Below are 26208 nucleotides of genomic sequence, written 5' to 3' on the forward strand. Positions count from 1 at the left end.
GCAGCTTTTCGAGAGAGGCTCCGGACGGGCATGGCGCTCACGCTCTACGTCGACACCGCGCGCTGGCGTGCGCACCAGAAGCAGATCCAGGACCAGTTCCCCGGAATGATCCCCGTCTGCAAGGGCAACGGCTACGGCTTCGGACACGAGCGGCTCTGCGAGGAGGCGACCCGGATGGGCGCCGACGTCCTCGCCGTCGGTACGACGTACGAGGCCGCCAGCATCAAGGACTGGTTCGGCGGCGACCTGCTCGTCCTCACCCCGTTCCGGCGGGGTGAGGAGCCGGTGCCGCTGCCGGACCGGGTCATCCGCTCGGTGTCCTCGCTGGACGGGGTACGCGGGCTGGTCGGCGCGCGCGTGGTCATCGAGTGCATGAGCTCGATGCGCCGGCACGGCATTTCCGAGCAGGAGCTCGGACAGCTGCATTCGGCGATCGAGGACGTCAGGCTGGAGGGCTTCGCCCTGCACCTGCCGCTGGACCGCCCGGACGGCTCTGACGCCGTCGAGGAGGTCATCGGCTGGATGGACCGGCTGCGCGCGGCGAGGCTGCCGCTGCACACCATGTTCGTCAGCCACCTCAAGGCGGCGGAGCTGGCCCGGCTGCAGCAGCAGTTCCCGCAGACCCGCTTCCGGGCCCGCATCGGCACCCGGCTGTGGCTGGGCGACCACGAGGCGACCGAGTACCGCGGCGCGGTGCTCGACGTCACCCGTGTCGCCAAGGGCGACCGCTTCGGCTACCGCCAGCAGAAGGCCGCCTCCGACGGCTGGCTGGTCGTCGTCGCCGGCGGCACCTCGCACGGGGTCGGCCTGGAGGCCCCCAAGGCCCTGCACGGGGTGATGCCGCGCGCCAAGGGCGTCGCACGGGCCGGACTGGCCACCGTCAACCGGAACCTGTCCCCGTTCGTATGGGCGGGCAAGCAGCGCTGGTTCGCCGAGCCGCCGCACATGCAGGTATCCATCCTGTTCGTGCCGTCGGACTCTCCCGAACCCAAGGTCGGCGACGAGCTGGTGGCGCACCTGCGCCACACCACGACGCAGTTCGACCGGGTGCTCGACGCCTGAGTCAGTCGGTGGGGCCCCGGCCCCACTCGACCCGCTGTCCCTCCGAAGGCGCCGCGTCCTGCGGCGCCTTCGCCGTCTGCGCCAGCGTGAAGACGTCCTCGGCACCGTCGAGGACGCCTCCGGAGGGGTCGTCCGAGCCGTCGCGCCGCACCACGTCCCGCTCGGGCAGCAGGATGTCGCGCACGACGACCGCGCACAGGTAGAGCGTGCACAGCAGGTGGGCGGCGATCGCCAGCTGGTAGCCCTCCAGGGGCAGGCCCTGGTGCTTGTCCCCGCTGGTCGTGTAGGCGAGGTAGAACCAGATACCCAGGAAGTAGACGACCTCGCCGGCCTGCCAGATCAGGAAGTCCCGCCAGCGCGGCCGGGCCAGCGCCGCGAGCGGGATGAGCCACAGCACGTACTGGGGCGAGTAGACCTTGTTGACCAGGATGAAGGCGGCCACCAGCAGGAAGGCCAGCTGCGCGAAGCGGGGGCGGCGGGGCGCGGTCAGCGCGAGCAGGCCGATGCCCGCGCAGAACAGCAGGGTCAGGCCGGTCGCGTAGGTGTTGGCGTCTTCCAGCGGGTTCCCGGAGCGCTGGGAGATCAGCAGCCATACGGAACCGAAGTCGATGGGCCGCTCCTGGCTGAAGGTGTAGAACTTCTGCCAGCCTTCCCAGGCGAAGAGCATCACGGGCAGGTTCACCACGAGCCAGGAGACGACGGCGCCGCCGGCCGCCGCGCCGAACGCGCGCCACTTCCCGGCCCGCCAGCAGAGAACGAACACGGCTCCGAGGAGCAGCACGGGGTAGAGCTTGGCCGCGGTGGCCAGGCCGATCAGGATGCCGAAGGCCAGTGCCCGACCACGCGACCACATGAGCATCGCGGCGGCGGTCAGGGCGATGGCCAGCAGGTCCCAGTTGATGGTCGCGGTGAGCGCGAAGGCGGGCGCGAGGGCGAAGAGCAGCGCGTCCCACGGCCGGCGGCGGTGGGTGCGGGCCACGCACACGGCGATCACGGCGGCGCAGACCATCAGCATGCCCGCGTTGACCATCCAGTACATCTGCTCCCGGTGCTGCATGGAGCCGCTGCCGGGGGTCAGCCAGGAGGCGACCTCCATGAAGAGCCCGGTGAGGACCGGGTACTCCAGGAACTGCATGTCGCCGGGGATCCGGTCGAAGTAGGGCGTGAGGCCGTCGGCGAAGCCCCGTACGACGTAGAGGTGCGGGATGTCCGAGTAGCAGGCGTGGGTGTACTGGGAGCCGGCTCCGCGGAACCACGCCCAGTCGTAGCAGGGCACCTTCTGCACCATGCCGAGCGCGAACATCCCCAGGGCGACGAGCACGACGACGCGCACCGGGGTCAGCCAGTGGCCGCCCAGCCTCGCGTAGCGGCCCAGCGGGCCGCCGATGAGCTCGCTCCCCGCCGCGGCCACCTCGTCCTGCTGGGTGGGCAGTACAGGGCTTTCCTCGTGCACCTTCGTCATGCGCACATCCTGCCGTACCGCGCCGGGCATGGGAGAGGGCCGCCGCACTTGGTGCGACGGCCCTCTTCCCCGCGTGTCCCGGGGCGGCCGGTCAGCCTCCGGTGGAGCCCCCTATCGGGAAGCCTCCGTTGCCGCCGCCGTTCGTCACGCCCCCTGGTCTCCCGCCGCTCTTGCTGGGGGAGGCCGACGGTGATCCGGAACCGCTGGGGCTGGGATCCGGGTCGCAGATCGCCCACGGCTTGCAGGACGGCTTGGCGCCGCGCGACTGGGACGGCGAGGGGGACGGCGTGATCGACGGCGAGGGCGTGACGGACGGCGAGGGCGTGACGGACGGCGAGGGCGACGGCGAGGGGGCACCGGAGGAGTCCGCGACGACACCGATCTTGCCGGGATCCGGGAAGTCCGACTCCGGAAGGCCCTTCAACGCGTCCTTCATGTACTTGGTCCAGATCTCGGCCGGGATGTCACCACCGTGGAGGGACGGGATGTTGCCCACGCCCTTCATCGAGATCAGTTCCTTCTTCGCCGCGTTGGGGTCGGAGCGGAACAGGGTCACGGAGGTGGACAGCTCGGGGGTGTAGCCGACGAACCAGGCCGACATGTTGTCGTCGGTGGTACCGGTCTTGCCCGCGGCGGGCCGGCCCAGCTTCTTCGCCTTGGTACCGGTGCCGTTCTCGACGACGTTGCGCAGGACCTTGGTGATGTTGTCGGCGATGGAGTTGTCCATGGCCTGCTGCGCCTTGGGCGCCTCGAACCCGGGGACGTCCTTGCCGTTCTTCTGGACGCCGCGCACCGAGTAGGGCTCGTGGTGCGTGCCGGAGGCCGCGAAGGTCGCGTAGGCGTCGGCCATCCGGATGGCGCTGGGGGTCGAGTTGCCGAGCGCGAACGAAGCGACGTCCTCTTTGTCCATCGTCTCGGGCAGGATGCCCGCGGCCTTGGCGACCTCCCTGACCTTGCTGTGACCGACGTCGAAGACGAGCTGGGCGAACGGGACGTTGATGGACTTCTCCATCGCCTCGTTCAAGGTCACGTAGCCGTAGGCGGTCGAGCTCTCGTTCTTCTGCCGGAAGGGCTTCCCCGAGCCGTCGCGCAGCGGCTTGCCATCACGGTTGTTGATCACCGTGAGGTCGTTGGCCATGTACTTGCTGTCGGCCGAGATCCCCTCGCCGTCCGAGTTCTTCGTGCCGTACTGCATGGCCGCCGCGAGGACGAACGGCTTCCAGGTCGAGCCGACCTGGACACCCGAGGTGTTGGCGTTGTTGTTGAAGTACTTCTTGTCCATGCCCGGGCCGCCGTACAGGGCGACGATGGCTCCGGTCTTCACGTCCACCGAAGAGGCACCGAACTGGACGAAGGTGTCGGTGTCGGGCCGCTTCTTCTCGTCGATCAGCCCGTCACGGGTCTCCTCGACGGCCTTGACCAGTGCGTCCACCTTTTCCTTCTTGAAGGTGGTGTGGATCTGGTAGCCGCCCTTGGCCAGATCGTCGATCGTGATGCCCTTGGTCTTCGTCATGTACAGCTTGGCCGTCTCGACCAGGTAGCCGATCTGCCCGGACATGCCGGCGGCCTGCGCGGACTCGGCGAGCTTGGGGAACTCCTTGAACTGGTCCCGCTCGGACTGCTGCATGCGCCCGACCGTGACCTCACGGTCCAGGACCCAGGCCCAGCGCTTCTTGGCCCGTTCGGTGTTCAGCTCGGGGGTGGCCGAGGTGCCGATGCCGCCGTCCGGGTTGTAGAGGTTCGGGCCCTTGAGCACGGCGGCGAGGAAGGCGCTCTCGGACGGCGTCAGCTGGTCGCAGTCCTTGCCGAAGTAGGCGCGGGCGGCTGCCTGGATCCCGTAGGCGTCGCGTCCGTAGTAGGCGGTGTTCAGGTAGCCCGCGAGGATCGTGTTCTTCTTCTCGCTCACACCCAGCTTTATCGAGATGAAGAGCTCGGTCACCTTGCGCTTGAGCGTCTGGTCGGAGTCCAGGTACGTGTTCTTCACGTACTGCTGGGTGATCGTCGAACCGCCCTGGGTGGATCCGCCCTTGGCCATGTTCCACACGGCGCGGGCGATACCCATCGGGTCGACGCCCTTGTCCGACTCGAACGACTCGTTCTCCGCCGCGATCACGGCGTTCTGCATCGACCGGGGGATCTTGTCGATGGGGACGATCTGGCGGTTCACGGATCCGCCGGTCGCGACCATCTGGGTGTCGTCGGCCCAGTAGAAGACGTTGTTCTGGGCCGCGGCCGTCTTGTTCGCATCGGGGGTGTTCACCGAGGCGATACCGATGCCGGCACCCGCGATGATGATCGCGAAGAAGCCCAGGGCCGTGCCGCTGACGAGCTTCCAGGACGGGACGAACCGCTTCCAGCCGGCCTTGTCCGAGCGCGGGTAGTTGATGAACCGCTTGTCCGGACGGCCGTTGCCGCGTCCGGCGCCGGCGGCGCCCCGTCCCGCGGAGCCCCGGCCGGTGGATCTCCGGGCGTCCGCCCGGCTGCCGTGCCCCGGCTGCTCCTGGTACGGCCCACTGGGTGACGAGGTGGGGACGTCACGTCCGGCACCGGCGCCCCGTCCTGGGCGCTGCTGGGCAGCCTTACGGGCGGCGGCTCGGCCGCCGCTCTGGGGCTGCTGCGGTTTGCGGCGGTGCTCGCTCATCGAACGACTACTCCTCGGGCAGGCGAGTGGCCTGGAAGCGGCAGTTGAGTTCCGGTCCCCCCGGTGTCATGGCGCACAGACTACGCACGCCCAAAAGCTCATCAGTGCCGAAGTTCATCCCAAAACCGGCAACTTGCCTCGAGCGAATTCACGATGTGACACCGGTCACCGTGTCGCCACTTGTAGCCGGGGGCTGCCCGTTCTATCGTCTGGATGTATCGAGCCGATACATCAGCTCGACATAAAAACTCCGAGGCGGAGGAAGGGCAGGCGGATGAGCAGGCGCTCAGGCATCCTCGAGTTCGCTGTTCTCGGCCTGCTTCGCGAATCCCCCATGCACGGGTACGAGCTGCGCAAGCGGCTCAACACCTCACTGGGGGTGTTCAGAGCGTTCAGCTACGGGACGCTCTACCCCTGCCTCAAGACGCTCGTCACCAACGGCTGGTTGATCGAAGAGCCGGGCAATGCCCCGGAAGACGCTCTCGCCGCTTCACTCGCAGGGCGCCGCGCCAAGATCGTGTACCGGTTGACGGCAGCAGGCAAGGAGCACTTCGAGGAGCTCCTCTCCCACACGGGCCCAGATGCCTGGGAGGACGAATCTTTCGCCGCCCGCTTCGCTTTCTTCGGCCAGACCGAACGAGAAGTACGGATGCGGGTACTGGAAGGACGTCGCAGCCGCCTTGAGGAGCGCCTGGAGAAGATGAGTGCCTCGCTCGCCCGCACACGCGAGCGGCTCGACGACTACACGCTCGAGCTGCAACGCCACGGCATGGAGTCCGTGGAGCGCGAAGTGCGCTGGCTGAACGAGCTCATCGAGAGTGAGCGGGCGGGACGGGATCAGAGACGACCCGGTCCGTCCGACGAAACTGCAAAGTGAGGCCTGCATCTCGCAGGCCTCGTCCGAGAACAAACAGGGAGCAACCGGAATGGGTTCGGTTCGCGTAGCCATCGTCGGCGTAGGCAACTGCGCCGCCTCACTGGTGCAGGGCGTCGAGTACTACAAGGACGCCGACCCGGCGGCCAAGGTCCCCGGTCTGATGCACGTCCAGTTCGGCGACTACCACGTGAGCGACATCGAGTTCGTCGCCGCGTTCGACGTCGACGCGAAGAAGGTCGGCCTCGACCTTTCGGACGCCATCGGCGCCAGCGAGAACAACACCATCAAGATCTGCGACGTCCCGAGCGCGGGTGTGACCGTTCAGCGCGGCCACACCCTGGACGGCCTGGGCAAGTACTACCGCGAGACCATTGAGGAGTCGGCCGAGACCCCGGTCGACATCGTTCAGACCCTCAAGGACCGCCAGGTCGACGTTCTGATCTGCTACCTGCCCGTCGGTTCCGAGGCTGCGGCGAAGTTCTACGCCCAGTGCGCCATCGACGCCAAGGTCGCCTTCGTCAACGCCCTCCCGGTCTTCATCGCCGGCACCAAGGAGTGGGCCGACAAGTTCACCGAGGCCGGCGTCCCGATCGTCGGCGACGACATCAAGTCCCAGGTCGGCGCCACCATCACGCACCGCGTGATGGCGAAGCTGTTCGAAGACCGCGGCGTCCGTCTTGAGCGCACCATGCAGCTCAACGTCGGCGGCAACATGGACTTCAAGAACATGCTCGAGCGTGACCGCCTCGAGTCGAAGAAGATCTCCAAGACGCAGGCCGTCACCTCGCAGATCCCCGACCGTGAGCTCGGCGAGAAGAACGTCCACATCGGCCCGTCCGACTACGTCGCGTGGCTCGACGACCGCAAGTGGGCCTACGTCCGCCTCGAGGGCCGCGCGTTCGGCGACGTCCCCCTGAACCTCGAGTACAAGCTCGAGGTGTGGGACTCCCCGAACTCCGCCGGTGTCATCATCGACGCCCTGCGCGCCGCGAAGATCGCCAAGGACCGCGGCATCGGTGGCCCGATCCTGTCGGCTTCGAGCTACTTCATGAAGTCCCCGCCGGTGCAGTACTTCGACGACGAGGCCTACGCGAACGTCGAGAAGTTCATCAAGGGCGAGGTCGAGCGCTAGTCGAACCCCTGGGGTCGTTCACGACACCTGGACTTCGGCTGTTCTTTCGCGGAGGGTCCCCGGGCAATGTGCCCGGGGACCCTCCGCGTATGTGACCCTTTCCCTCATGGGTGTCGTACGTGATCTGCGCGTACTCCTGCGTCTGCGGGACTTCCGCAACCTGCTCGCCGTACGGCTCCTCTCCCAGGCCGCCGACGGCGTCTACCAGGTCGCACTGGCCACGTATGTCGTCTTCTCACCGGAGAAGCAGGCCTCGCCCGCGGCCATCGCCTCCGCCATGGCGGTGCTCCTGCTGCCCTACTCGGTCATCGGCCCCTTCGCCGGAGTGCTGCTGGACCGCTGGCGCCGCCGTCAGGTCTTCCTCTACGGGAACCTGCTGCGGGCCTTCCTCGCCTGCGTCACCGGCATGCTGATCGTCGCGCACGTCCCCGACTGGCTCTTCTACGCCTCGGCCCTGTCCGTGACCGCGGTCAACCGCTTCGTCCTGGCCGGGCTCGCCGCCTCCCTGCCGCGCGTGGTCGCCCCCGGCCAACTGGTCACCGCGAACGCGCTCTCACCGACCGCCGGAACGCTCGCCGCGGTCGCCGGCGGGGGACTGGCCTTCCTCGTCCGGGTGCTGGCCGCCGACTCCAACGCCCTCGTCGTGCTCCTCGGTGCCGGCCTCTACCTGTGCGCGGCCCTGGCCTCCCTGCGGCTGGCCCTGAGCCTCCTCGGGCCCGACCACCCTCCCGGCCGGATCAACCCGACGGTCCTCGAGGGAGCCCTGCTGGCCGTGCGGGGCATGGCAGACGGCCTGCGCCACCTCTCCTCCCGGCGCGAGGCTGCCCGGGCGCTCACGGCCATGACCCTCATGCGGTTCTGCTACGGAGCCCTTTTCGTCACGCTGCTCATGCTCTGCCGCTACGCCTGGTCGGACAACGAGGCCGACGGTCTGGCCCTGCTCGGGATCACGGTCGGCGTCTCCGGGGCGGGGTTCTTCGCGGCTGCCGTCGTCACGCCCTGGCTGGTGGGCCGGCTGGGCGCCCTCGGCACCATCACCCTGTGCGCGGGCGGCGCCGCGGTGCTGGTCCCCTCGCTCGGCCTGTTCTTCGCTCCCGGACCAATGCTGGCCGCCGCCTTCGTGCTGGGCTTGGCCACTCAGGGCGCCAAGATCTCCACCGACACCGTCGTGCAGTCCCAGGTGGACGACGCCTTCCGCGGCCGCGTCTTCTCCGTCTACGACGTGCTCTTCAACGCCGCCTTCGTCGGCGCCGCCGGGGTGGCGGCGCTCGTGCTCCCCCTGGACGGGCACTCCGTACCGCTGGTCCTCGGCGTGGCCGCGCTCTACGCCGCGACGGCGGCCCTCCTCATGCGTCAGGGCGATGTTTCACGTGAAACATCGCCCTGACCCGAGCACGCCCGGTTACCCACCCTGATGTTTCACGTGAAACATCAGGCCTGTGCGGCCCACCACTCCTTGAGAGCGGCGACCGCCGCGTCCCGCTCCATCGGACCGTTCTCCAGCCGCAGCTCCAGCAGGAAGGCGTAGGCCTTGCCGATCACCGGGCCGGGGCCCACGTCGAGCACCTGCATGATCTCGTTGCCGTCCAGGTCGGGCCGGATCGCGTCCAGCTCCTCCCTCTCCTGCAGCTGGGCGATGCGCTCCTCCAGCCCGTCGTAGGTGCGGGAGAGCGCGTTGGCCTTGCGCTTGTTGCGCGTGGTGCAGTCCGAACGGGTCAGCTTGTGCAAGCGCTCCAGCAGCGGCCCGGCGTCGCGGACATAGCGCCGCACGGCCGAGTCGGTCCACTCCCCGTCCCCGTAGCCGTGGAAGCGCAGGTGCAGCTCCACCAGCCGGGACACGTCCTTGACCATGTCGTTGGAGTACTTCAACGCAGTCATGCGCTTCTTGGTCATCTTCGCGCCCACCATCTCGTGGTGGTGGAAGGAGACCCGTCCGTCGCTCTCGAACCGGCGGGTGCGCGGCTTGCCGATGTCGTGGAGCAGGGCCGCGAGCCGCAGCACCAGGTCCGGGCCGTCCTCCTCCAGCGCGATCGCCTGCTCCAGCACGATCAGCGAGTGGTCGTAGACGTCCTTGTGCCGGTGGTGCTCATCGCTCTCCAGCCGCAGTGCCGGCAGCTCCGGCAGCACGTGGTCGGCCAGCCCCGTGTCCACGAGGAGGCCCAGGCCCTTGCGCGGGTGCGCGGACAGCAGCAGCTTGTTCAGCTCGCCCTGCACCCGCTCCGCCGAGACGATCTCGATGCGGCCGGACATCTCCGTCATGGCCGCCACCACCTCGGGGGCGACCTCGAAGTCGAGCTGGGCGGCGAACCGCGCCGCCCGAAGCATCCGCAGCGGGTCGTCGGAGAAGGAGTCCTCCGGGGTGCCGGGGGTGCGCAGCACGCCTGCCCTGAGGTCCTCCAGGCCGCCGTGCGGGTCCACGAACGTCTTCTCGGGGAGCGCGACGGCCATCGCGTTGACCGTGAAGTCGCGACGGACGAGGTCCTCCTCGATCGAGTCGCCGTAGGAGACCTCCGGCTTGCGCGAGGTCCGGTCGTAGGACTCCGAGCGGTACGTGGTCACCTCGATCTGGAAGCCCAGTTTCTGCGCTCCGACCGTGCCGAAGGCGATACCGACGTCCCAGACCGAGTCGGCCCAGGGCCTGACGATCTTGAGTACTTCCTCGGGGCGGGCATCGGTGGTGAAGTCGAGATCGTTGCCGAGGCGCCCGAGCAGCGCGTCGCGGACGGACCCGCCGACCAGGGCGAGCCGGAAACCCGCCTCCTGGAAACGGCGGCCGAGCTCGTCGGCGACAGGGGCGACCCGCAGCAGTTCACTCACTGCTCGGGTCTGCCCGTGATTCAGGACACTGGGGCTGTCTTCGTTGGCGTTCGGCACAACAGAAAAGGGTACGTGCCCAGCCCGCCGGGAGCTCCCGTGTTTTGCGGGCACCCCGGCCCACGGCCGCTCCGGGGCTGACCCGATCATGTGGAGCAAGGCGCGGCACTCGCGCACAGCGGGCCTCGTTACCATTCGTGGACGCACAAACGACGACCACTGACACTTCGAGGGACGGGCGAGCGCGTTGGCCGAGGCGGCAGACATCCAGGGGGCACCCGTCGCCCCTGCCCGGCGACGCTGGCTGCGCCGCGCAGTCGTCCTGCTCGCCGGGACGCCGGTGCTCGCCGGCCTGGTCTACACGCCCGCCCCCGAAGCCCAGGCCGCCGACTCGGCGGCCGCGGCCGTCGACGTCCAGCTCGACGGCCTCACGCCGACCTCCCCGGTCAAGGGCGACACCCTCACCATCTCCGGCACGGTGGTCAACAACGGCCGCGAGAAGATCACCGACGCACACGTGGGCCTGCGGGTCGGCCCCGCTCTGGCGGACCGGAGCTCCATCGACGAGGCGGCCGAGCGCGGAGCTTTCCGCGCCGGGACCGACCCGGCGGAGGTCGGCGACGAGTTCGCCTTCAAGATCGCTTCGCTGCCCTCGAAAGCTGCCCAGCCCTTCACTCTCAAGGTTCCGGTGAACAAGCTGGACCTGGGCAAGGACGGGGTCTACCAGCTCGGCGTCTCCGTGTCCGGGGAGACCGAAGCCCGCCAGTACGAGCAGGTCCTCGGCATCACCCGGACCTTCCTGCCCTGGCAGCCGGAAGCCGCGGCCAAGCGTTCCCAGCTGGCCTACGCATGGCCGCTGATCTCCACCACGCACCTGACCGCCGAGACGGGGTCGGACGAGCTGCAGACCCCCGTCTTCCTCGACGACAGCCTCGCCGACGAGCTGAGGCCCGGCGGGCGCCTGGAGCAGATGGTCACGCTCGGCAAGGAGCTGCCCATCACCTGGGTCATCGACCCGGATCTGCTCTACACCGTCGACGCCATGACCAAGGGCTACCGGATCCGCACCCCCGACGGGCGGACGGTCCAGGGCAAGAACAAGGCCATCGCCGAGCAGTGGCTGAGCTCGCTCGAGAGCGCCGTCCAGGGCAAGAAGGTCGTCGCGCTGCCCTTCGCGGATCCTGACATCGCCTCGCTCGCGCACCGGGGCAAGGACGTCTCCGGCACGCTCGGACAGCTCCGGCCGGCCACCGACAAGGCGAAGCAGGCAGTCGAGACGGTCCTGCACGTCCCCGCGAGCACCGACTTCTCCTGGCCCGTGGACGGGGCGATCGACCCTTCGATCGTCAACGTCGCGACGTCGGCCGGTGCCCACAACGTCCTCACACGCAGCGACAGCCTCCAGGAGAACGGGACCCTCGGCTACACCCCGTCGGCCGCCCGGCCGATCGGCGCGGGCACCACGGCCGTCGTCGCCGACGCCGAGCTCTCCACCGCCTTCCAGGGCGACATGCTCAGCGCGGAGAACTCCACCCTCGCGGTGCAGCAGTTCCTCGCCCACACCCTGGCCCTGAGCCTGCAGAAGACCGAAGACCAGCGCAGCTTCGTCGTCGCTCCGCAGCGGATGCCCACCTCCAGCCAGGCCCAGACGATGGCCGCCGCCGTACGGGGCCTGCAGTCGGGCCGCTGGACCCAGCCCGCCGACCTGGAGGCCGCGGCCGCCGCGACGCCCGACCCGCGGGCCGCGACCCAGGTACCGGGAGCCGGCCAGTACCCCGAAGCGCTGAGCAAGCAGGAGATGCCGGTCTCCGCCTTCGAGAAGATCCGCACCACCGAGACCACCCTGGACCACTTCAAGGTGATCCTGAGCGCGCCCGACCGTGTCGAGATCCCCTTCGGCAACACCACCAACCGGGAGATGTCCACCTCCTGGCGCGGCCGCTCCGACGCGGCACGGAGTTACCGGGACCAGGTGCAGCAGTACCTGGTCGGCCTCACCGACAAGGTCAAGATCATCCCCAAGTCCGACGCCACACTGTCCGGACACAGCGCGACCATCCCCGTCAGCGTCCAGAACAGCCTGGTCCAGGACACCCACAACCTGGTCCTCCGCCTGAAGTCCGCCAACCCGACCCGCCTGATGTTCGGCGACAGCGGAGAGGCCCAGCAGGAGGTCGCGATCCAGGGCGGGCACAGCCAGACCGTGAAGTTCCCCGCCAACGCCACCGCGAGCGGCCCGGTCGAAGTGACCGCTCAGCTCTTCACCGCCGACGGCGTGCCCTACGGCAAGGCACGCAAGTTCACCGTCGAAGCCACCGAAGTGACCCCCACCGTCATGCTCGTCATCGCGGGCGGCGTCCTCCTCCTGGTCCTGGCCGGCATCAAGATGTACGCCAGCCGCAAGCGCGTCGCGGCACGCGCCGCCGCCGAGGAGAGCACGCAGCAGAGTGACGAGTCCCCGGACACCGGACCGCAAAGCGCGGACGCGTCCGGCACGGGTGAGACAGTGGACCGTTGAGCGATGCCGTGGCCGGTCGGCCTGGGGACGATGAGGTGGGGTTTCGATGAACGCGCCGTACGAAGGTGACCGGGCGCAGAGCACTGGCGGGCCCACGCCCTCCCAGGGCACTGCCCCCGGCGCCCCGGTGCCGGGGCAGGTTCCCGCGCCCGCACCCGCACCGGACCACGACCCCTATCTCCACGATCCCTATGTCCAGGACGCCTACGACCACGACCCTTACCGGTCGCAGGACCTGTCCGCCCAGGACCCGGTGGCGGAGGTCCTCTACGACCGGGCCTCGCATCCGCCGCCGCCTCCCGGCACCTTCCAGGAGCCCGGCCCGCTGTACGCGGCCCCGGCGGCCCCCTCCTACGCCCCGGATCCGCGGGTCTGGGCCCAGACCCCGCCGCCGGAGCCGGACGGACCCTCCCGGCACCTGCCGTACGGAGACCACGCGACCACCACCCAGTTCGTCGGCGTGGACTCCCTCGTCACCAAGGCCACCGACGAGGAGCCCCGGCCCGACGCCTTCGCCCACCTCTACCGGGACCAGGACGCGGCGCCCCGTACCCCGGCCGAGGACGCCCCCGTGGCCGCCCCGGCTCCGAGCAAGCCCGCCGGGCGCGCATCCAGCCTGCTCAAGTCCAGCGCCCTGATGGCCGCCGGCACGATCGTCTCCCGCATCACCGGCTTCATGCGGACCCTGGTGATCGCCGGTGCCATCGGCGTCGCCACCCTCAACGACAGCTACCAGGTCGCCAACACCCTGCCCACGATGATCTACGTCCTGGTCGGCGGCGGCGCCCTCAACGCGGTCTTCATCCCGCAGCTGGTGCGCGCGATGAAGAACGACGAGGACGGCGGAGAGGCCTACGCCAACCGTCTGCTGACCCTCGTCATGGTCCTGCTCGGCGCCGTCACCACCATCTGCGTGCTCGCGGCCCCGCTGTTCATCGGCATGATGTCGCAGAAGATCGCCAATGACCCGCAGCGACTGGACGTCGCCGTCGCCTTCGCCCACTACTGCCTGCCCACCATGTTCTTCATGGGCGTGCACGTGGTCCTCGGTCAGATCCTCAACGCCCGCGGCCGGTTCGGCGCCATGATGTGGACCCCGGTCCTGAACAACATCGTCGTCATCACCACCTTCGGCGCCTTCATCTGGGCGTTCGGCGGCTTCACCACCACCGGCGTCACCGAGGCCGGCATCACCCCCGAAGGCGTCCGCCTGCTGGGCCTGGGCACCCTGCTCGGCCTCGTCGTCCAGTCCCTGGCGATGATTCCCTACCTGCGCGAGGCCGGCTTCAAGCCGCGCCTGCGGTTCGACTGGAAGGGCCACGGCCTCGGCAAGGCCGCCGGTCTGGCCAAGTGGACGTTCTTCTTCGTCCTCGCCAACCAGCTCGGCCTGATCGTCGTCACCCAGCTCGCCACCTGGGCCGGCGAGGTCGCCGACAAGCAGGGCCACGGCGGTACCGGCATCACCGGCTACAACTACGCCCTGCTCCTCTGGCAGATGCCGCAGGCGATCATCACCGTCTCCGTCATGACCGCGGTCCTGCCGCGCATCTCCCGCTCCGCCCACGACGGCGACGCCGCCGCGGTCCGTGACGACATCTCCTACGGACTGCGCACGTCGGCCGTGGCGATCGTGCCCTGCGCCTTCGCGTTCCTCGCGCTGGGCGTCCCCATGGCCGGCCTGCTCTACGCCGGTTCCGGCGCCCAGAGCGCCCAGAACATCGGATTCATCCTGATGGCCTTCGGCCTCGGGCTGATCCCGTACTCCGTCCAGTACGTGGTCCTGCGCGGGTTCTACGCCTACGAGGACACCCGGACGCCCTTCTACAACACGGTCATCGTCGCCGCCGTCAACGCGGGCATCTCCGCGGTCGCCTTCTTCGTCCTCCCCGCCCGCTGGGCCGTCGTCGGCATGGCCGCCGCCTACGGCCTCGGCTACGCGGTCGGCGTCGGCGTCGCCTGGCGCCGACTGCGCACCCGCCTCGGCGGCGACCTGGACGGGGCGCACGTGATGCGCACCTACACCCGGCTCATCGGTGCCTGCGTCCCGGCCGCCGCCGTGGCCGGCGCCGTCGCCTACGCGGTCCTGCACTACCTCGGCAGCGGAGCGGCCGGTTCCCTCACTGCGCTGGTGGCCGGTGGCATCGCCCTGGCGGCCGTGTTCCTGATCGCCGCCAAGCGGATGCGCATCGAAGAACTCAACGCCATGGTCGGGATGGTCCGCGGACGCCTGGGACGCTGATGCCCGCACCCGCGGAGCAATCCACCGCCAAGGGCGTGTCGTGCAGATCGGTGGACTGTGGGCACAATTGGCATGGCTTCGCAGACTGGCCGACAGTGCGCAACGGATGGGGAGGCGGGGACGACGGTGGCGGAACGTAGCACGGCTGCCGTCGACGTGGCCGACAACAGTGGCGACGAGCCACTGGCCGCGGAGACGGCCCAGGCAACGGCCGACGGGGTGGACACCCAGAACGGACAAGCCTCGGACGGGACGATGCCCGAGAAGGACGCCGATCGCAGGAAAGCGGCCCCGGCGGCCGCACCCGAGCTGCACAGCGGCCACAAGCTGGCCAGACGCTACCGGCTCGAAGAGTGCGTCACCCGTGTGGACGGATTCAGCAGCTGGCGTGCGATGGACGAGAAGCTGCGCCGGGCCGTGGGCGTGCACCTGCTGCCCGCCGACCACGCCCGGGCCCGCTCCGTCCTGGCCGCCGCCCGCTCCTCGGCCCTGCTCGGCGACCCCCGGTTCGTCCAGGTCCTCGACGCCGTGGAAGAGAACGACCTCGTCTACGTCGTCCACGAATGGCTCCCCGACGCCACGGAGCTCACCGCGGTCCTCGCAGCGGGTCCCATGGAGCCGCACGAGGCCTACCAGCTCGTCAGCCAGGTCTCCCAGGCCATGGCCGCAGCGCACCGTGAGGGCCTGGCACACCTGAGGCTGACCCCCAGCGCGATACTGCGCACCTCCACGGGCCAGTACCGCATCCGGGGCCTCGCCGTGAACGCCGCCCTGCGCGGCATCACCAGCGAGACCCCGCAGCGCGCGGACACCGAGGCCATCGGTGCCCTCCTGTACGCCTCGCTGACCCAGCGCTGGCCCTACGAGAACGACGCCTACGGCCTCACGGGCCTGCCCAAGGGCGTCGGCCTGATCGCTCCCGACCAGGTCCGCGCCGGCGTGCACCGGGGCCTGGGCGAGCTCGCGATGCGCGCCCTGGCCAACGACGGGGCCACCGCCTCGCGGCAGGAGCCCGCCTGCACCACCCCCGAGGAGCTCTCCAAGGCCGTGGCCGCGATGCCCCGCATCCGGCCGCCGGAGCCCACGTTCACGGCGCCTCCGGAGTACCAGCACACCACCTACCAGCAGGGCAGCTACGGCAGGCCCCCGTCTCCCGGCCTGCCCACCGCGCAGGTGCTGACCGTCGTCCCTCCGCCGGCACCCCTGCAGAGCCGTACCGGCCGCGCCCTCAAGTGGGGCGTCGCGGCCCTGTTGATCGCCGCCCTCGGCCTGGGCAGCTGGCAGCTCGCCGACAACCTGCTGGACCGGCGCCACCAGGGCAGCAACGGTGGCAGCCAGAGCACCCACCCGAAGGCCGACGACGCTCCGGAGAAGAAGGAACCGGCCTTTCTGACCATCACGGACGCCCGCGAGTACTACCCCGACGGCACGCCGCAGGACCTCGAAGGCGCCAAGAGCACCTTCGACAAGGACGTGACCACCTACTGGCACACCAAGTCCTACCTGGACGGCCCCGACATGAAGGAAGAGTTCAAGGCGGGCGTCGGCATCATCTACGATCTCGGCTCGGAGCAGGCGGTCAGCGGAGGCTCGATAGCGCTGAAGTACGCGGGTGACCACACCACCGCCACGCTCTACGCGGCACCTTCCATGTCCTCGTCGACCCCGGTCGCCTCGATGCGGAAGATCGCCACCAAGACGACCTCGGACAGCAGTCTCGAACTCAGCTCCGAGACTCCGGCCACCACTCGCTACGTCCTCGTGTGGATCACCGCGATGCCGGAATCGGGCACCGACGCGTTCAGCGGGCCCGGGTTCAAGCAGGCCATCACGGATGTGAAGTTCACGGGCTGACGGACAGCAGGGGAGGGGCTCACCGTTGGACGAAGCCACACCCGGCGGCCGCAGCGACCAGGAACTCCTGTCGCTGCACGCCGCCGGAGATCCGGATGCCTTCGGCGAGCTCGTCCGCCGGCACCGCGACCGCCTGTGGGCCGTGGCCCTGCGCACCCTCGGCGACCGGGAGGAAGCGGCCGACGCCGTGCAGGACGCCCTCGTCTCCGCCTACCGGGCCGCGCACACCTTCCGCGGCGAGTCCGCCGTCACCACCTGGCTCCACCGCATCACCGTGAACGCCTGCCTGGACCGCGCCCGCAAGGCCGCCTCCCGCAGGACCTCCCCCCTGAATGACACGGACCGCCTGGAGCGCCTCCTGGAGCCCCACGAGTCCGCCGAGGCCCCCGCGGAGCGCCAGGACCTCCACAGGCAGCTGCTGGCGGCCCTGAGCACCCTTCCGGCCGAACAGCGGGCGGCCCTCGTCCTCGTCGACATGCAGGGCTACCCCGTGGCCGAGGCCGCCCGCATGCTCGACGTACCCACCGGCACCGTGAAGAGCCGCTGCGCCCGCGGCAGAGCGAAGCTCGCCCCACTCCTCACTCATCTGCGCACACATACCGGGGATAACACCGACACCGAGCGGGGAAGGAACCGGACACCGGGGACAACCGTCCCACCGGCGGCAGACCACGGGGCGACAACCCCGGATACCAACGCAGTGAAGGGCGGAGGTGGACGAGCGTGAGCCCCACGACCGGCACGATCGGGCACCCCGACGTCTCGGAGATCTCCGAGCTGACGGAGGGCCTCCTCTCCCCGTCGCGCACGGCGGAGGTCCGCAGCCATCTCGGAGCCTGCCCCCTGTGCGCCGACGTCCGCGCCTCCCTGGAGGAGATCCGGGCCCTGCTCGGCACCCTTCCCGGCCCCGCCCGGATGCCCGCCGACATCTCCGGCCGGATCGACGCGGCCCTCGCCGCCGAAGCCCTCCTCGACTCCACCACCCCGCCCGGGCAGGCCGGGCCAACCCGACGCTCCCGGACGGCCGACGGGGGACCCGGACCCGGTGTTTCACGTGAAACACCGCCCGCCCCGCTCACCGAAACCGGCGCACTGCGGCCCTCCGGTCACCCGGCCGGCCCAACGGGCCCCGGCCGGCGTCGTGCCCGCCGCCGGATCGCCGTCGCGGGCGGACTGCTCGCGGCATGCGCCGTCGGCGTCGGCATCCTGGTCACCGGCCTGATGTCCGGAACCCGCCCCGGGCAGGACATGTCCGCCGGAAAGGACCCCGTCACGGCCCTGAGCCGGCCCGGCGGGCACGCCTACACCGCCCAGGGACTCCCGGGCACCGTACGGGAGCTCCTCGCGCCCACGGTCAACGGAGACAAGGCGGATAAGGGGGACAAGGCAGCAAGGGCCGGGAACGAGACCCTCGGAGTGGACAACACCACTGCGGCCGCCCCCGGCGTCGCCCCGGCCGACGGCGAGGCAGCCCGGCCCCCGGCCTGCGTCCAGCAGGCCACCGGCCGCACCGAGAGCCCCCTGGCCTTCGAACGCGGCACGTACGAGGGGAGGGACGTCTTCCTCGTGGTCCTGCCGCACGCCGGCGACACAGCCGTGGTGGACGCCTATCTGGTCGGCTCCAACTGCCTCACCGACCCCTCGGCCCCTCCCGGGAAGCCCCTGCTGACCAGCAGCTACCCCCGCAGCTGAGGGAGCACCGGGCTCGGGGTGAAAGCTCGGGAATGCATGCGCCGTAGGATCCGTTGGGTGGGGTGAGAGTCCACACCGGCCCCCCGGTAGGCAGCAGGCAGTCCGCAGAGACGAGGAAGTAACCCGTGAGCGACGTACGAAACGTGATCATCATCGGCTCCGGGCCGGCCGGGTACACCGCCGCCCTGTACACCGCACGCGCTTCGCTCAAGCCCCTGGTCTTCGAAGGCGCCGTCACCGCTGGTGGTGCTCTGATGAACACCACCGAGGTCGAGAACTTCCCCGGCTTCCAGGACGGCATCATGGGGCCGGACCTCATGGACAACATGCGCGGCCAGGCCGAGCGCTTCGGCGCCGAGCTCATTCCGGACGACATCGTGGCCGTGGACCTCACCGGTGAGATCAAGACCGTCACCGACACCGCCGGCACCGTGCACCGTGCCAAGGCCGTGATCGTGACCACCGGCTCCCAGCACCGCAAGCTCGGCCTGCCCAACGAGGACGCCCTCTCCGGCCGCGGCGTCTCCTGGTGCGCCACCTGCGACGGCTTCTTCTTCAAGGACCACGACATCGTCGTCGTCGGCGGCGGCGACACCGCGATCGAGGAAGCCACCTTCCTCTCCCGGTTCGCCAAGTCCGTCACGATCGTCCACCGCCGCGACTCCCTGCGCGCCTCCAAGGCCATGCAGGACCGCGCCTTCGCCGACCCGAAGATCAAGTTCGCCTGGGACAGCGAGGTCGCCGAGATCCACGGCGAGCAGAAGCTGACGGGCCTCACCCTGCGCAACACCAAGACCGGTGAGACCTCCGAACTGCCCGTGACCGGCCTCTTCATCGCCGTCGGCCACGACCCGCGCACCGAGCTGTTCAAGGACCAGCTCGACCTCGACGCGGAGGGCTACCTCAAGGTCGACGCCCCCTCCACCCGCACCAGCCTCACCGGTGTGTTCGGTGCCGGCGACGTCGTCGACCACACCTACCGTCAGGCCATCACCGCCGCGGGCACCGGTTGTTCCGCGGCCCTCGACGCCGAACGCTTCCTCGCCGCCCTCGCGGACGCCGAGAAGGCACACGCGTCGGTCTGACACCCTCAAGCAGCACCACACCCCACTCCCCGCAGGAAAAGAAGGAGGCCGTTGTGGCCGGCACCCTCAAGAACGTGACCGATGCAGACTTCGACACCGAGGTCCTCAGCAGCGACAAGCCGGTCCTGGTGGACTTCTGGGCCGCCTGGTGCGGTCCGTGCCGCCAGATCGCCCCCTCCCTCGAGGCCATCGCCGCCGAGTACGGCGACGAGATCGAGATCGTCAAGCTGAACATCGACGAGAACCCGGGCACGGCCGCCAAGTACGGCGTCATGTCCATCCCGACCCTGAACGTCTACCAGGGCGGCGAGGTCGTCAAGACCATCGTCGGGGCCAAGCCGAAGGCCGCCATCCTGCGTGACCTCGACGGTTTCATCACGGCCAAGAGCGTCTGACGCGAACGCGTCCCGGAGCGGACGCAGACATGAGAACGGGGCCACCCCCTGCCGGGGCGGCCCCGTTCTCATGTGCTGACACGCTCGTTCCGAACCGTTGCCCCGTCACAGCGGACGCAGCGCGGGTTCCTTCCGGGCGGCACCCAGCAGCCGGTCCAGGGCCAGCTCCACGTCTTCCTTCCACGACAGGGTGGACCGCAGCTCCAACCGCAGCCGAGGCCGCGCCGGATGCGGGCGTACGGTCTTGAAGCCCACGGCCAGCAGATGGTCCGCCGGCAGCAGACAGGCCGGGCCTTCCCACCGGGCGTCACCGAACGCCTCGATCGCCCTGAACCCCCTGCGCAGCAGGTCCTTCGCCACCGTCTGGACCATCACCCGCCCCAGACCCTGCCCCTGATACCCCGGCATGATCCACGCAGTGATGAGCTGGACGGCGTCCGGCGACACCGGACTGGTGGGGAACGCGGTCGCGCGCGGTACGTACGCCGGCGGCGCGTACAGGACGAACCCCACGGGGACCTCGTCCACGTAGACCACCCTGCCGCACGAGCCCCACTCCAGCAGGACGGCGGAGATCCACGCCTCCTTCTCCTGCGCAGGAGTCCCCGCCTTCACGGAAGCCTCACCGCTGACGGGATCCAGCTCCCAGAAGACGCAGGACCGGCAACGCCGGGGCAGGTCTTGAAGGTTGTCCAGCGTGAGCGGTACCAGCCGACGACCCATGACCGCATCGTATCCACAGCTCGAATCACCCGAAACCGCAACAAGGCAAAGGGGCGGATCTTGCCGGCTCACACCGGCACGACCCGCCCCCGATCCGTGGACTACTCCGCGGAAGCGCCCTGGTCCAGCACCCGGCCCTCGCCCGGTGCGAGCGTCCCCAGAATCCGCTCGAGGTCCTCCATCGAAGCGAACTCGACGGTGATCTTGCCCCTCTTCTGGCCCAGGTCCACCTTCACCCGCGTCTCGAACCGGTCCGACAGCCGCGTCGCCAGTTCGTTCAGCGCGGGGGAGACCCGCGCGCCTGCCCGTGGACCCTTCGGCTTCACCGCGCTCGGCGACTCCGACCCCATCAGCGCCACGATCTCCTCGACCGCACGCACCGAGAGCCCCTCGGCCACGATCCGGTGCGCAAGCCGGTCCTGCTCTTCGGAGCTGTCCACCGAGAGCAGTGCCCGGGCATGGCCCGCCGACAGCACACCCGCCGCCACCCGCCGCTGCACGGGCGGAGACAGCTTCAGCAGGCGCAGCGTGTTCGAGACCTGAGGACGCGAACGCCCGATCCGGTCCGCCAGCTGGTCGTGCGTGCAGTTGAAGTCCTGGAGCAGCTGGTCGTACGCGGCTGCCTCCTCCAGCGGGTTCAGCTGAGCCCGGTGCAGGTTCTCCAGCAGCGCGTCCAGCAGCAACTTCTCGTCATCCGTGGCGCGGATGATCGCCGGGATACGGTCCAGGCCGGCCTCCCGGCACGCCCGCCAGCGCCGCTCACCCATGATCAGCTCATAGCGGCCGGGACCCGACTGCCGCACCACCACCGGCTGGAGCAGACCCACCTCCTGGATGGAGGTCACCAGCTCGGCCAGCGCGTCCTCGTCGAACACCTCACGCGGCTGACGCGGGTTCGGCGTGATGGAGTCCATCGGGAGCTCCGCGAACGTGGCCCCCGCCACCTCGCCGGCCTCCGGAGCCACCACCGGATCCGGCTCTCTCACCGGCTCGGGCACCGGCGATGTTTCACGTGAAACATCGGCCTGCGCCAGCGAAGCCAGCCGCGCCGCCGCGATACCGCGCTCCGAGGGCAGTACCGGTACCGCCGACGGAGACGTCGACCCGGCCCCGATCACCGGCGGCGTCTTCTCCTGAGGAGCCGCGGGAATCAGCGCGCCGAGCCCCCGCCCCAGACCCCTACGTCGCTCACTCACTGGATCCCCTCCGCCACACTCTGCGTGTTGTTCATGCCCGCACTCAGATGAGAGTGCTGGGCGTCGTACTGGATTCCGGCCCCGCGCAGCGCGATCTCCCGCGCCGCCTCCAGATAGGAGAGGGAACCGCTGGAACCCGGGTCATAGGTCAGCACCGTCTGCCCGTAGCTCGGGGCCTCGGAGATGCGGACCGACCGCGGGATGCTCGTGCGCAGCACCTCCTTGCCGAAGTGGGTGCGCACCTCCTCCGCCACCTGCGAGGCCAGCCGGGTCCTGCCGTCGTACATCGTCAGCAGGATCGTGGACACGTGCAGGGTGGGGTTCAGGTGGGCCCGCACCAGGTCGACATTGCGCAGCAGCTGGCCCAGCCCCTCCAGCGCGTAGTACTCGCACTGGATCGGGATCAGCACCTCAGCACCTGCGACCAGGGCGTTCACCGTCAGCAGGCCCAACGAGGGCGGGCAGTCGATCAGGATGTAGTCGAGCGGCTGCTCGTAGGCCTGGATGGCCCGCTGGAGGCGGCTCTCCCGCGCCACGAGGGAGACCAGCTCGATCTCCGCGCCGGCCAGGTCGATCGTGGCCGGAGCACAGAACAGCCCCTCCACATCGACCACCGGCTGGACGACCTCCATCAGGGGGCGGCTGTCCACGAGCACGTCGTAGATGGACGGCACGTCCGCGTGGTGGTCGATGCCCAGCGCCGTGGAGGCGTTGCCCTGCGGGTCGAGGTCGACCACCAGGACGCGCGCACCGTGCAGGGCCAGGGAGGCGGCCAGGTTCACGGTCGACGTGGTCTTGCCCACGCCGCCCTTCTGGTTGGCCACCACCATGATCCGCGTCTCGGGTGGCCTGGGCAGGCCCTCACCCGCACGGCCCAGGGCCTCGACCGCGATCTGGGCGGCGCGACCGATGGGTGTGTCTTCGTTGTCCACTAGCGGCGGGGCCGATGTTTCACGTGAAACATCCTCACCCGGCGATTCAGAGCGGGGACCGGGGACCGGATCGGCCATCGGCCCCGCGAGGTTGGCGTCTGACCGCACGGTGTCACTCTCCTCGGCATCAGGCTCGCGATGAACAGAGCCTGCCATGTCACCGGGGTTGCGAACCAGCGGGGCCCGTACTCCTGTGGATGAATCCACCGATGTGGACAACTCCGTCCCCCCTTCGTCCTTGCGGAGACGGGGGGACGTAGCCGCACGACCGCGGCTGATGATTCCGTGGAGCAGAGAGCGACGTTTCACGTGAAACACGATGCCCGGACGGAGTCATCCGGCTGCTACGACACTCCGAAATCCATACCTATAGGGCTCAATGCACCTACGTCACGCCCACGAGCACCGCCGAACAAGGGTTCAGCGGCGGCGGCGGGTACGGCTCACCCGGGCGGCCTTGGCCCGCTTGGCCGCGAACCGCACCCCTCCGGGGCTCTCGCCGACCTCGACCCGCACCACCGTCGACAGAGGGTCCACGACACCCTCACCGACGTGCAGCACCGAGGTCTTCACCACACCGAGCTTGGTCAGCGCGGCCTTCGCCGCCACCAGCTCCTCGTCGGCGGTGTCGCCCTTCAGCGCCAGCATCTCTCCGTACGGACGCAGCAGGGGCACTCCCCACCCGGCGAGCCGGTCCAGTGGGGCCACCGCGCGGGCCGTCACCACGTGCACCGGCTGGAGCTTGCCGAGGACTTCCTCGGCCCGCCCGCGCACCACCGTCACATGGTCGAGCCCCAGCAGTTCCACGACCTCCTGAAGGAAGTTCGTGCGGCGCAGCAGCGGCTCCAGCAGCGTGATCTTCAGGTCCCGGCGCACCAGGGCCAGCGGGATACCGGGGAGACCGGCGCCCGAACCCACGTCGCACACGGTGACACCCTCGGGCACCACCTCAGAGAGCACGGCGCAGTTCAGCAGGTGCCTCTCCCACAGTCGTGGCACCTCGCGCGGCCCGATCAGGCCCCGCTTGACCCCCGCGTCCGCCAGCAGCTCCGCGTACCGCACCGCTTCCGGGAAATACTGCCCGAACACCGCGCGCGCCTCTTCAGGTGCCGGGGGCGCTTCTTCAGGAATCGGGGGAAGCTCAGCTGCCTCCGTCACGGGGACCGTCCTTCCGTACCGCATGGTTGTGGCCTTGCCGTCCCGCGGGCCACGTTGTTCACTGCCAGGCTGACAAACATCGGCCCCGCCTGCGAGACAGACGGGGCCGAACACTCAGGCTTCCGGTCAGGCCGGGAGCACGACGACGAAGCGCTGCGGCTCCTCGCCCTCGGACTCGCTCCGCAGACCGGCGGCCGCCACGGCGTCGTGGACGACCTTCCGCTCGAAGGGGGTCATCGGAGCCAGCTTCAGGGGCTCACCGGACGACTTCACGTCCGCCGAGGCCTTGGCGCCGAGCACCGTCAGCTCCTCGCGCTTCTTCGCACGGAAACCGCCGATGTCCAGCATCAGCCGGCTGCGGTCCCCGGTCTCGCGGTGCACGGCGAGGCGGGTCAGCTCCTGCAGAGCCTCCAGCACCTCTCCGTCACGGCCCACGAGCTTCTGCAGGTCGCGCGCGGACTCACTGACGATGGAGACCGAGGCGCGGTCCGCCTCGACGTCCATGTCGATGTCGCCGTCCAGGTCGGTGATGTCCAGCAGACCCTCAAGGTAGTCGGCCGCGATCTCACCCTCCTGCTCGAGGCGGGTCAGGGTGTCGCCACTCTCAGCGGCGGCGGTGGTGGTGCCTTCCGTCACGGGAGGGACTCCTTCTTACTTCTTGGGAGAGGGCTTGCTGGGGGGAGTCTGGCGCTGCGACTTCGACTGCCGCTTGGGCTGCTGCCGCTTCGGGGCACCGCCACCGCCGGCCGCGTCGGCGTCGACGGTCGCTTCCACGCTCTTCGTCACGGAGCCGTCCGTCTGAGCGGCCAGGCCCTGCTTGGTGAGCGAGGTGATGAACTTGCGCTCGTTGTCGTTGCGGTCGGGTCCCTTGGCCACGATCGCCGCGACGATCTTCTTCTTGCCGCGGCCCTTGAGCTCACCGTGCGAGCTGACGTGCTTCAGCAGGCGCGTCAGGTACTGGTCCTGGGCCTTGCTTCCCGGGGTCGGGTTCTGGTTGATCACGTACATCTGCTGACCCATGGTCCACAGGTTCGTGGTCAGCCAGTAGACGAGGACACCGACGGGGAAGTTGATGCCCATGACCGCGAAGATCAGGGGGAAGACGTACATCAGCATCTTCTGCTGCTGCATGAACGGGGTCTTGACCGAGAGGTCCACGTTCTTCTGCATCAGCTGACGCTGGGTGTAGAACTGCGACAGCGACATCATGACGATCATGACGGCGGTGACCACACGCACGTCGGTGACCGTGGCGCCCAGGGCGGCGACCTTGTCGGCGCCGTCCGTGAACTTGGATGCAAGCGGCGCGCCGAAGATGTGCGCGTTACGCGCGCTCTCGAGCAGCGGGCCGTCGATCTTGCCGATCGGGGTTCCGTTGGCGATGCCGGCGAGCACGTGGTAGAGCGCGAAGAAGAACGGAGACTGCGCCAGGATGGGAAGGCACGAGGAGAGCGGGTTGGTACCCGTCTCCTTGTACAGCTTCATCATCTCTTCGGACTGGCGCTGCTTGTCGTTCTTGTAGCGCTCCTGGATCGCCTTCATCTTCGGCTGGATCGCCTGCATGCCGCGCGTCGCCTTGATCTGCTTCACGAAGAGCGGGATCAGGCAGATACGGATCAAGATCACCAGGGACACGATGGACAGGCCCCAGGCCCATCCGCTGTCCGCGCCGAAAATGCCGCCGTACACCTTGTGGAACTGAACGATGATCCACGAGACGGGCGTGGTAATAAAGCTGAACAGACTGGCAATCGTGTCCACTAATCAAGCTCCTTGAGCATTGCGAGATCTACGCAACGCACTGCGCAGCTGCTCGTGCCAACGCGGGCGTTTCCGGGGTGGGACATGGTCCACACCGCCCGGGGACCACGGATTGCACCGCAGGATCCGCCAGGCGGTCAGGGCAGTCCCCTTCACCGCACCATGCCGGTCGATGGCCGTGTACCCGTAGTGCGAGCACGAGGGGTAATAACGGCACACCGGCCCGAGCAGCGGACTGATGGTCCACTGGTACAGCTTGATCAATGCGAGCAGCGGGTACTTCATCGAGCCACGCCTCCCAAGAGCCGCGACAGTGCGGCATCAAGGTCCCGGGCCAGCTCGTCGAGACCGGCATCACCCGCTCCGGGCAGAGCCCGTACCACCATCAGGCTACCTTCGGGCAACTGAGACAGCCGCTCGCGGACGAGATGGCGCAAACGGCGCTTGACCCGGTTGCGTACGACGGCGATGCCGACAGCCTTGCTGACGACGAAACCCGCACGCGTCGAGGGATCGATCTCCCCCGGCTCGTGCGGGTCCGTTGCACCGCTTGTACGTAGGTGGACGACGAGGAGCGGGCGACCAGCCCGACGACCTCGACGTACCGCGCTCGCGAAGTCCTCGCGCCGCCTCAGCCGATTTTCGGGAGACAGCACGACGTCACGAT

The 26208-nt window shown here is 69.3% G+C and carries 22 protein-coding genes; 11 read left to right on the forward strand and 11 right to left on the reverse strand.

The window, feature by feature from the left end; all coding sequences use genetic code 11:
- The first annotated feature begins 30 nt into the window (after positions 1–30).
- Entirely contained in the window at positions 31–1062 is a 1032-nt protein-coding gene (locus OG904_RS14375; protein ID WP_405490914.1) for an alanine racemase, read from the forward strand.
- 1 nt (position 1063) lies between these two features.
- Here OG904_RS14375 and OG904_RS14380 read toward each other — a convergent pair whose 3' ends face one another.
- On the reverse strand, positions 1064–2524 hold the full coding sequence (locus OG904_RS14380) for a glycosyltransferase family 87 protein (RefSeq protein ID WP_405490916.1): 1461 nt from the start codon (positions 2522–2524) through the stop codon (positions 1064–1066).
- Between the two features lie 91 nt (positions 2525–2615).
- Complete coding sequence (locus tag OG904_RS14385; RefSeq protein WP_405490918.1) at positions 2616–5165, reverse strand: transglycosylase domain-containing protein; 2550 nt, start codon at positions 5163–5165, stop codon at positions 2616–2618.
- Between the two features lie 274 nt (positions 5166–5439).
- Here OG904_RS14385 and OG904_RS14390 point away from each other — a divergent pair, with 274 nt between their 5' ends.
- The 3 genes from OG904_RS14390 (at position 5440) to OG904_RS14400 (ending at position 8561) form a co-directional block, all read left to right on the forward strand.
- Entirely contained in the window at positions 5440–6042 is a 603-nt protein-coding gene (locus OG904_RS14390) for a PadR family transcriptional regulator (protein ID WP_327253820.1), read from the forward strand.
- A 49-nt stretch (positions 6043–6091) separates the two neighbouring features.
- Positions 6092–7174, forward strand: coding sequence for an inositol-3-phosphate synthase (locus OG904_RS14395; protein ID WP_274548499.1), 1083 nt, complete (start codon positions 6092–6094; stop codon positions 7172–7174).
- A 106-nt stretch (positions 7175–7280) separates the two neighbouring features.
- On the forward strand, positions 7281–8561 hold the full coding sequence (locus OG904_RS14400) for an MFS transporter (RefSeq protein WP_405490920.1): 1281 nt from the start codon (positions 7281–7283) through the stop codon (positions 8559–8561).
- Between the two features lie 44 nt (positions 8562–8605).
- On the opposite strand, the gene OG904_RS14405 is transcribed toward OG904_RS14400, so the two are convergent.
- Positions 8606–10048: a CCA tRNA nucleotidyltransferase gene (locus tag OG904_RS14405; protein ID WP_405490922.1), complete on the reverse strand. Its 1443-nt coding sequence runs from the start codon at positions 10046–10048 to the stop codon at positions 8606–8608.
- A 187-nt stretch (positions 10049–10235) separates the two neighbouring features.
- On the opposite strand from OG904_RS14405, the gene OG904_RS14410 reads away from it, so the two are divergent.
- The 7 genes from OG904_RS14410 (at position 10236) to trxA (ending at position 19771) form a co-directional block, all read left to right on the forward strand.
- Positions 10236–12506 carry a DUF6049 family protein gene (locus OG904_RS14410; protein WP_405490924.1) on the forward strand — a complete coding sequence of 757 codons (2271 nt, stop codon included), beginning with the start codon at positions 10236–10238 and terminating at the stop codon, positions 12504–12506.
- 46 nt (positions 12507–12552) lie between these two features.
- Positions 12553–14745 carry a murein biosynthesis integral membrane protein MurJ gene (gene murJ, locus OG904_RS14415; RefSeq protein WP_405490926.1) on the forward strand — a complete coding sequence of 731 codons (2193 nt, stop codon included), beginning with the start codon at positions 12553–12555 and terminating at the stop codon, positions 14743–14745.
- A 126-nt stretch (positions 14746–14871) separates the two neighbouring features.
- Positions 14872–16599 (forward strand): protein kinase family protein, encoded by a 1728-nt coding sequence (locus OG904_RS14420; protein WP_405490928.1) that lies wholly within the window; start codon positions 14872–14874, stop codon positions 16597–16599.
- 25 nt (positions 16600–16624) lie between these two features.
- Positions 16625–17326: an RNA polymerase sigma factor SigM gene (gene sigM / locus OG904_RS14425; protein WP_405490930.1), complete on the forward strand. Its 702-nt coding sequence runs from the start codon at positions 16625–16627 to the stop codon at positions 17324–17326.
- Complete coding sequence (locus OG904_RS14430) at positions 17323–18291, forward strand: anti-sigma factor family protein (protein ID WP_405490932.1); 969 nt, start codon at positions 17323–17325, stop codon at positions 18289–18291. The genes sigM and OG904_RS14430 overlap by 4 nt, the downstream gene beginning before the upstream one ends.
- A 125-nt stretch (positions 18292–18416) precedes the next feature.
- On the forward strand, positions 18417–19376 hold the full coding sequence (trxB, locus tag OG904_RS14435) for a thioredoxin-disulfide reductase (RefSeq protein WP_405490934.1): 960 nt from the start codon (positions 18417–18419) through the stop codon (positions 19374–19376).
- 53 nt (positions 19377–19429) lie between these two features.
- On the forward strand, positions 19430–19771 hold the full coding sequence (trxA, locus tag OG904_RS14440; RefSeq protein ID WP_405490936.1) for a thioredoxin: 342 nt from the start codon (positions 19430–19432) through the stop codon (positions 19769–19771).
- A 105-nt stretch (positions 19772–19876) separates the two neighbouring features.
- On the opposite strand, the gene OG904_RS14445 is transcribed toward trxA, so the two are convergent.
- The 8 genes from OG904_RS14445 to rnpA form a co-directional block, all read right to left on the reverse strand.
- Positions 19877–20494 (reverse strand): GNAT family N-acetyltransferase, encoded by a 618-nt coding sequence (locus OG904_RS14445; RefSeq protein ID WP_405490938.1) that lies wholly within the window; start codon positions 20492–20494, stop codon positions 19877–19879.
- A 101-nt stretch (positions 20495–20595) separates the two neighbouring features.
- Positions 20596–21690, reverse strand: coding sequence for a ParB/RepB/Spo0J family partition protein (locus OG904_RS14450; RefSeq protein ID WP_405490940.1), 1095 nt, complete (start codon positions 21688–21690; stop codon positions 20596–20598).
- Positions 21687–22778, reverse strand: a complete 1092-nt coding sequence (locus OG904_RS14455) for a ParA family protein (RefSeq protein ID WP_405490942.1) — start codon at positions 22776–22778, stop codon at positions 21687–21689. The genes OG904_RS14450 and OG904_RS14455 overlap by 4 nt, the downstream gene beginning before the upstream one ends.
- 264 nt (positions 22779–23042) lie before the next feature.
- Complete coding sequence (gene rsmG / locus OG904_RS14460; RefSeq protein ID WP_405490944.1) at positions 23043–23804, reverse strand: 16S rRNA (guanine(527)-N(7))-methyltransferase RsmG; 762 nt, start codon at positions 23802–23804, stop codon at positions 23043–23045.
- Positions 23805–23906: 102 nt separating this feature from the next.
- Positions 23907–24416 carry a protein jag gene (locus OG904_RS14465; RefSeq protein WP_405490946.1) on the reverse strand — a complete coding sequence of 170 codons (510 nt, stop codon included), beginning with the start codon at positions 24414–24416 and terminating at the stop codon, positions 23907–23909.
- A 15-nt stretch (positions 24417–24431) separates the two neighbouring features.
- The gene (gene yidC, locus OG904_RS14470; RefSeq protein ID WP_405490948.1) at positions 24432–25541 is read right to left on the reverse strand and encodes a membrane protein insertase YidC; all 1110 of its coding nucleotides are present in this window, start codon (positions 25539–25541) and stop codon (positions 24432–24434) included.
- Positions 25542–25544: 3 nt separating this feature from the next.
- Positions 25545–25826, reverse strand: a complete 282-nt coding sequence (gene yidD, locus OG904_RS14475) for a membrane protein insertion efficiency factor YidD (RefSeq protein ID WP_076043740.1) — start codon at positions 25824–25826, stop codon at positions 25545–25547.
- On the reverse strand, positions 25823–26197 hold the full coding sequence (gene rnpA / locus OG904_RS14480; protein ID WP_405490950.1) for a ribonuclease P protein component: 375 nt from the start codon (positions 26195–26197) through the stop codon (positions 25823–25825). Before rnpA ends, yidD begins: the two co-directional genes overlap by 4 nt.
- Positions 26198–26208 lie beyond the last annotated feature (11 nt).

Origin of the sequence: Streptomyces sp. NBC_00096 (assembly GCF_045041305.1) — a bacterium.
Classification (GTDB): Bacteria; Actinomycetota; Actinomycetes; order Streptomycetales; family Streptomycetaceae; genus Streptomyces.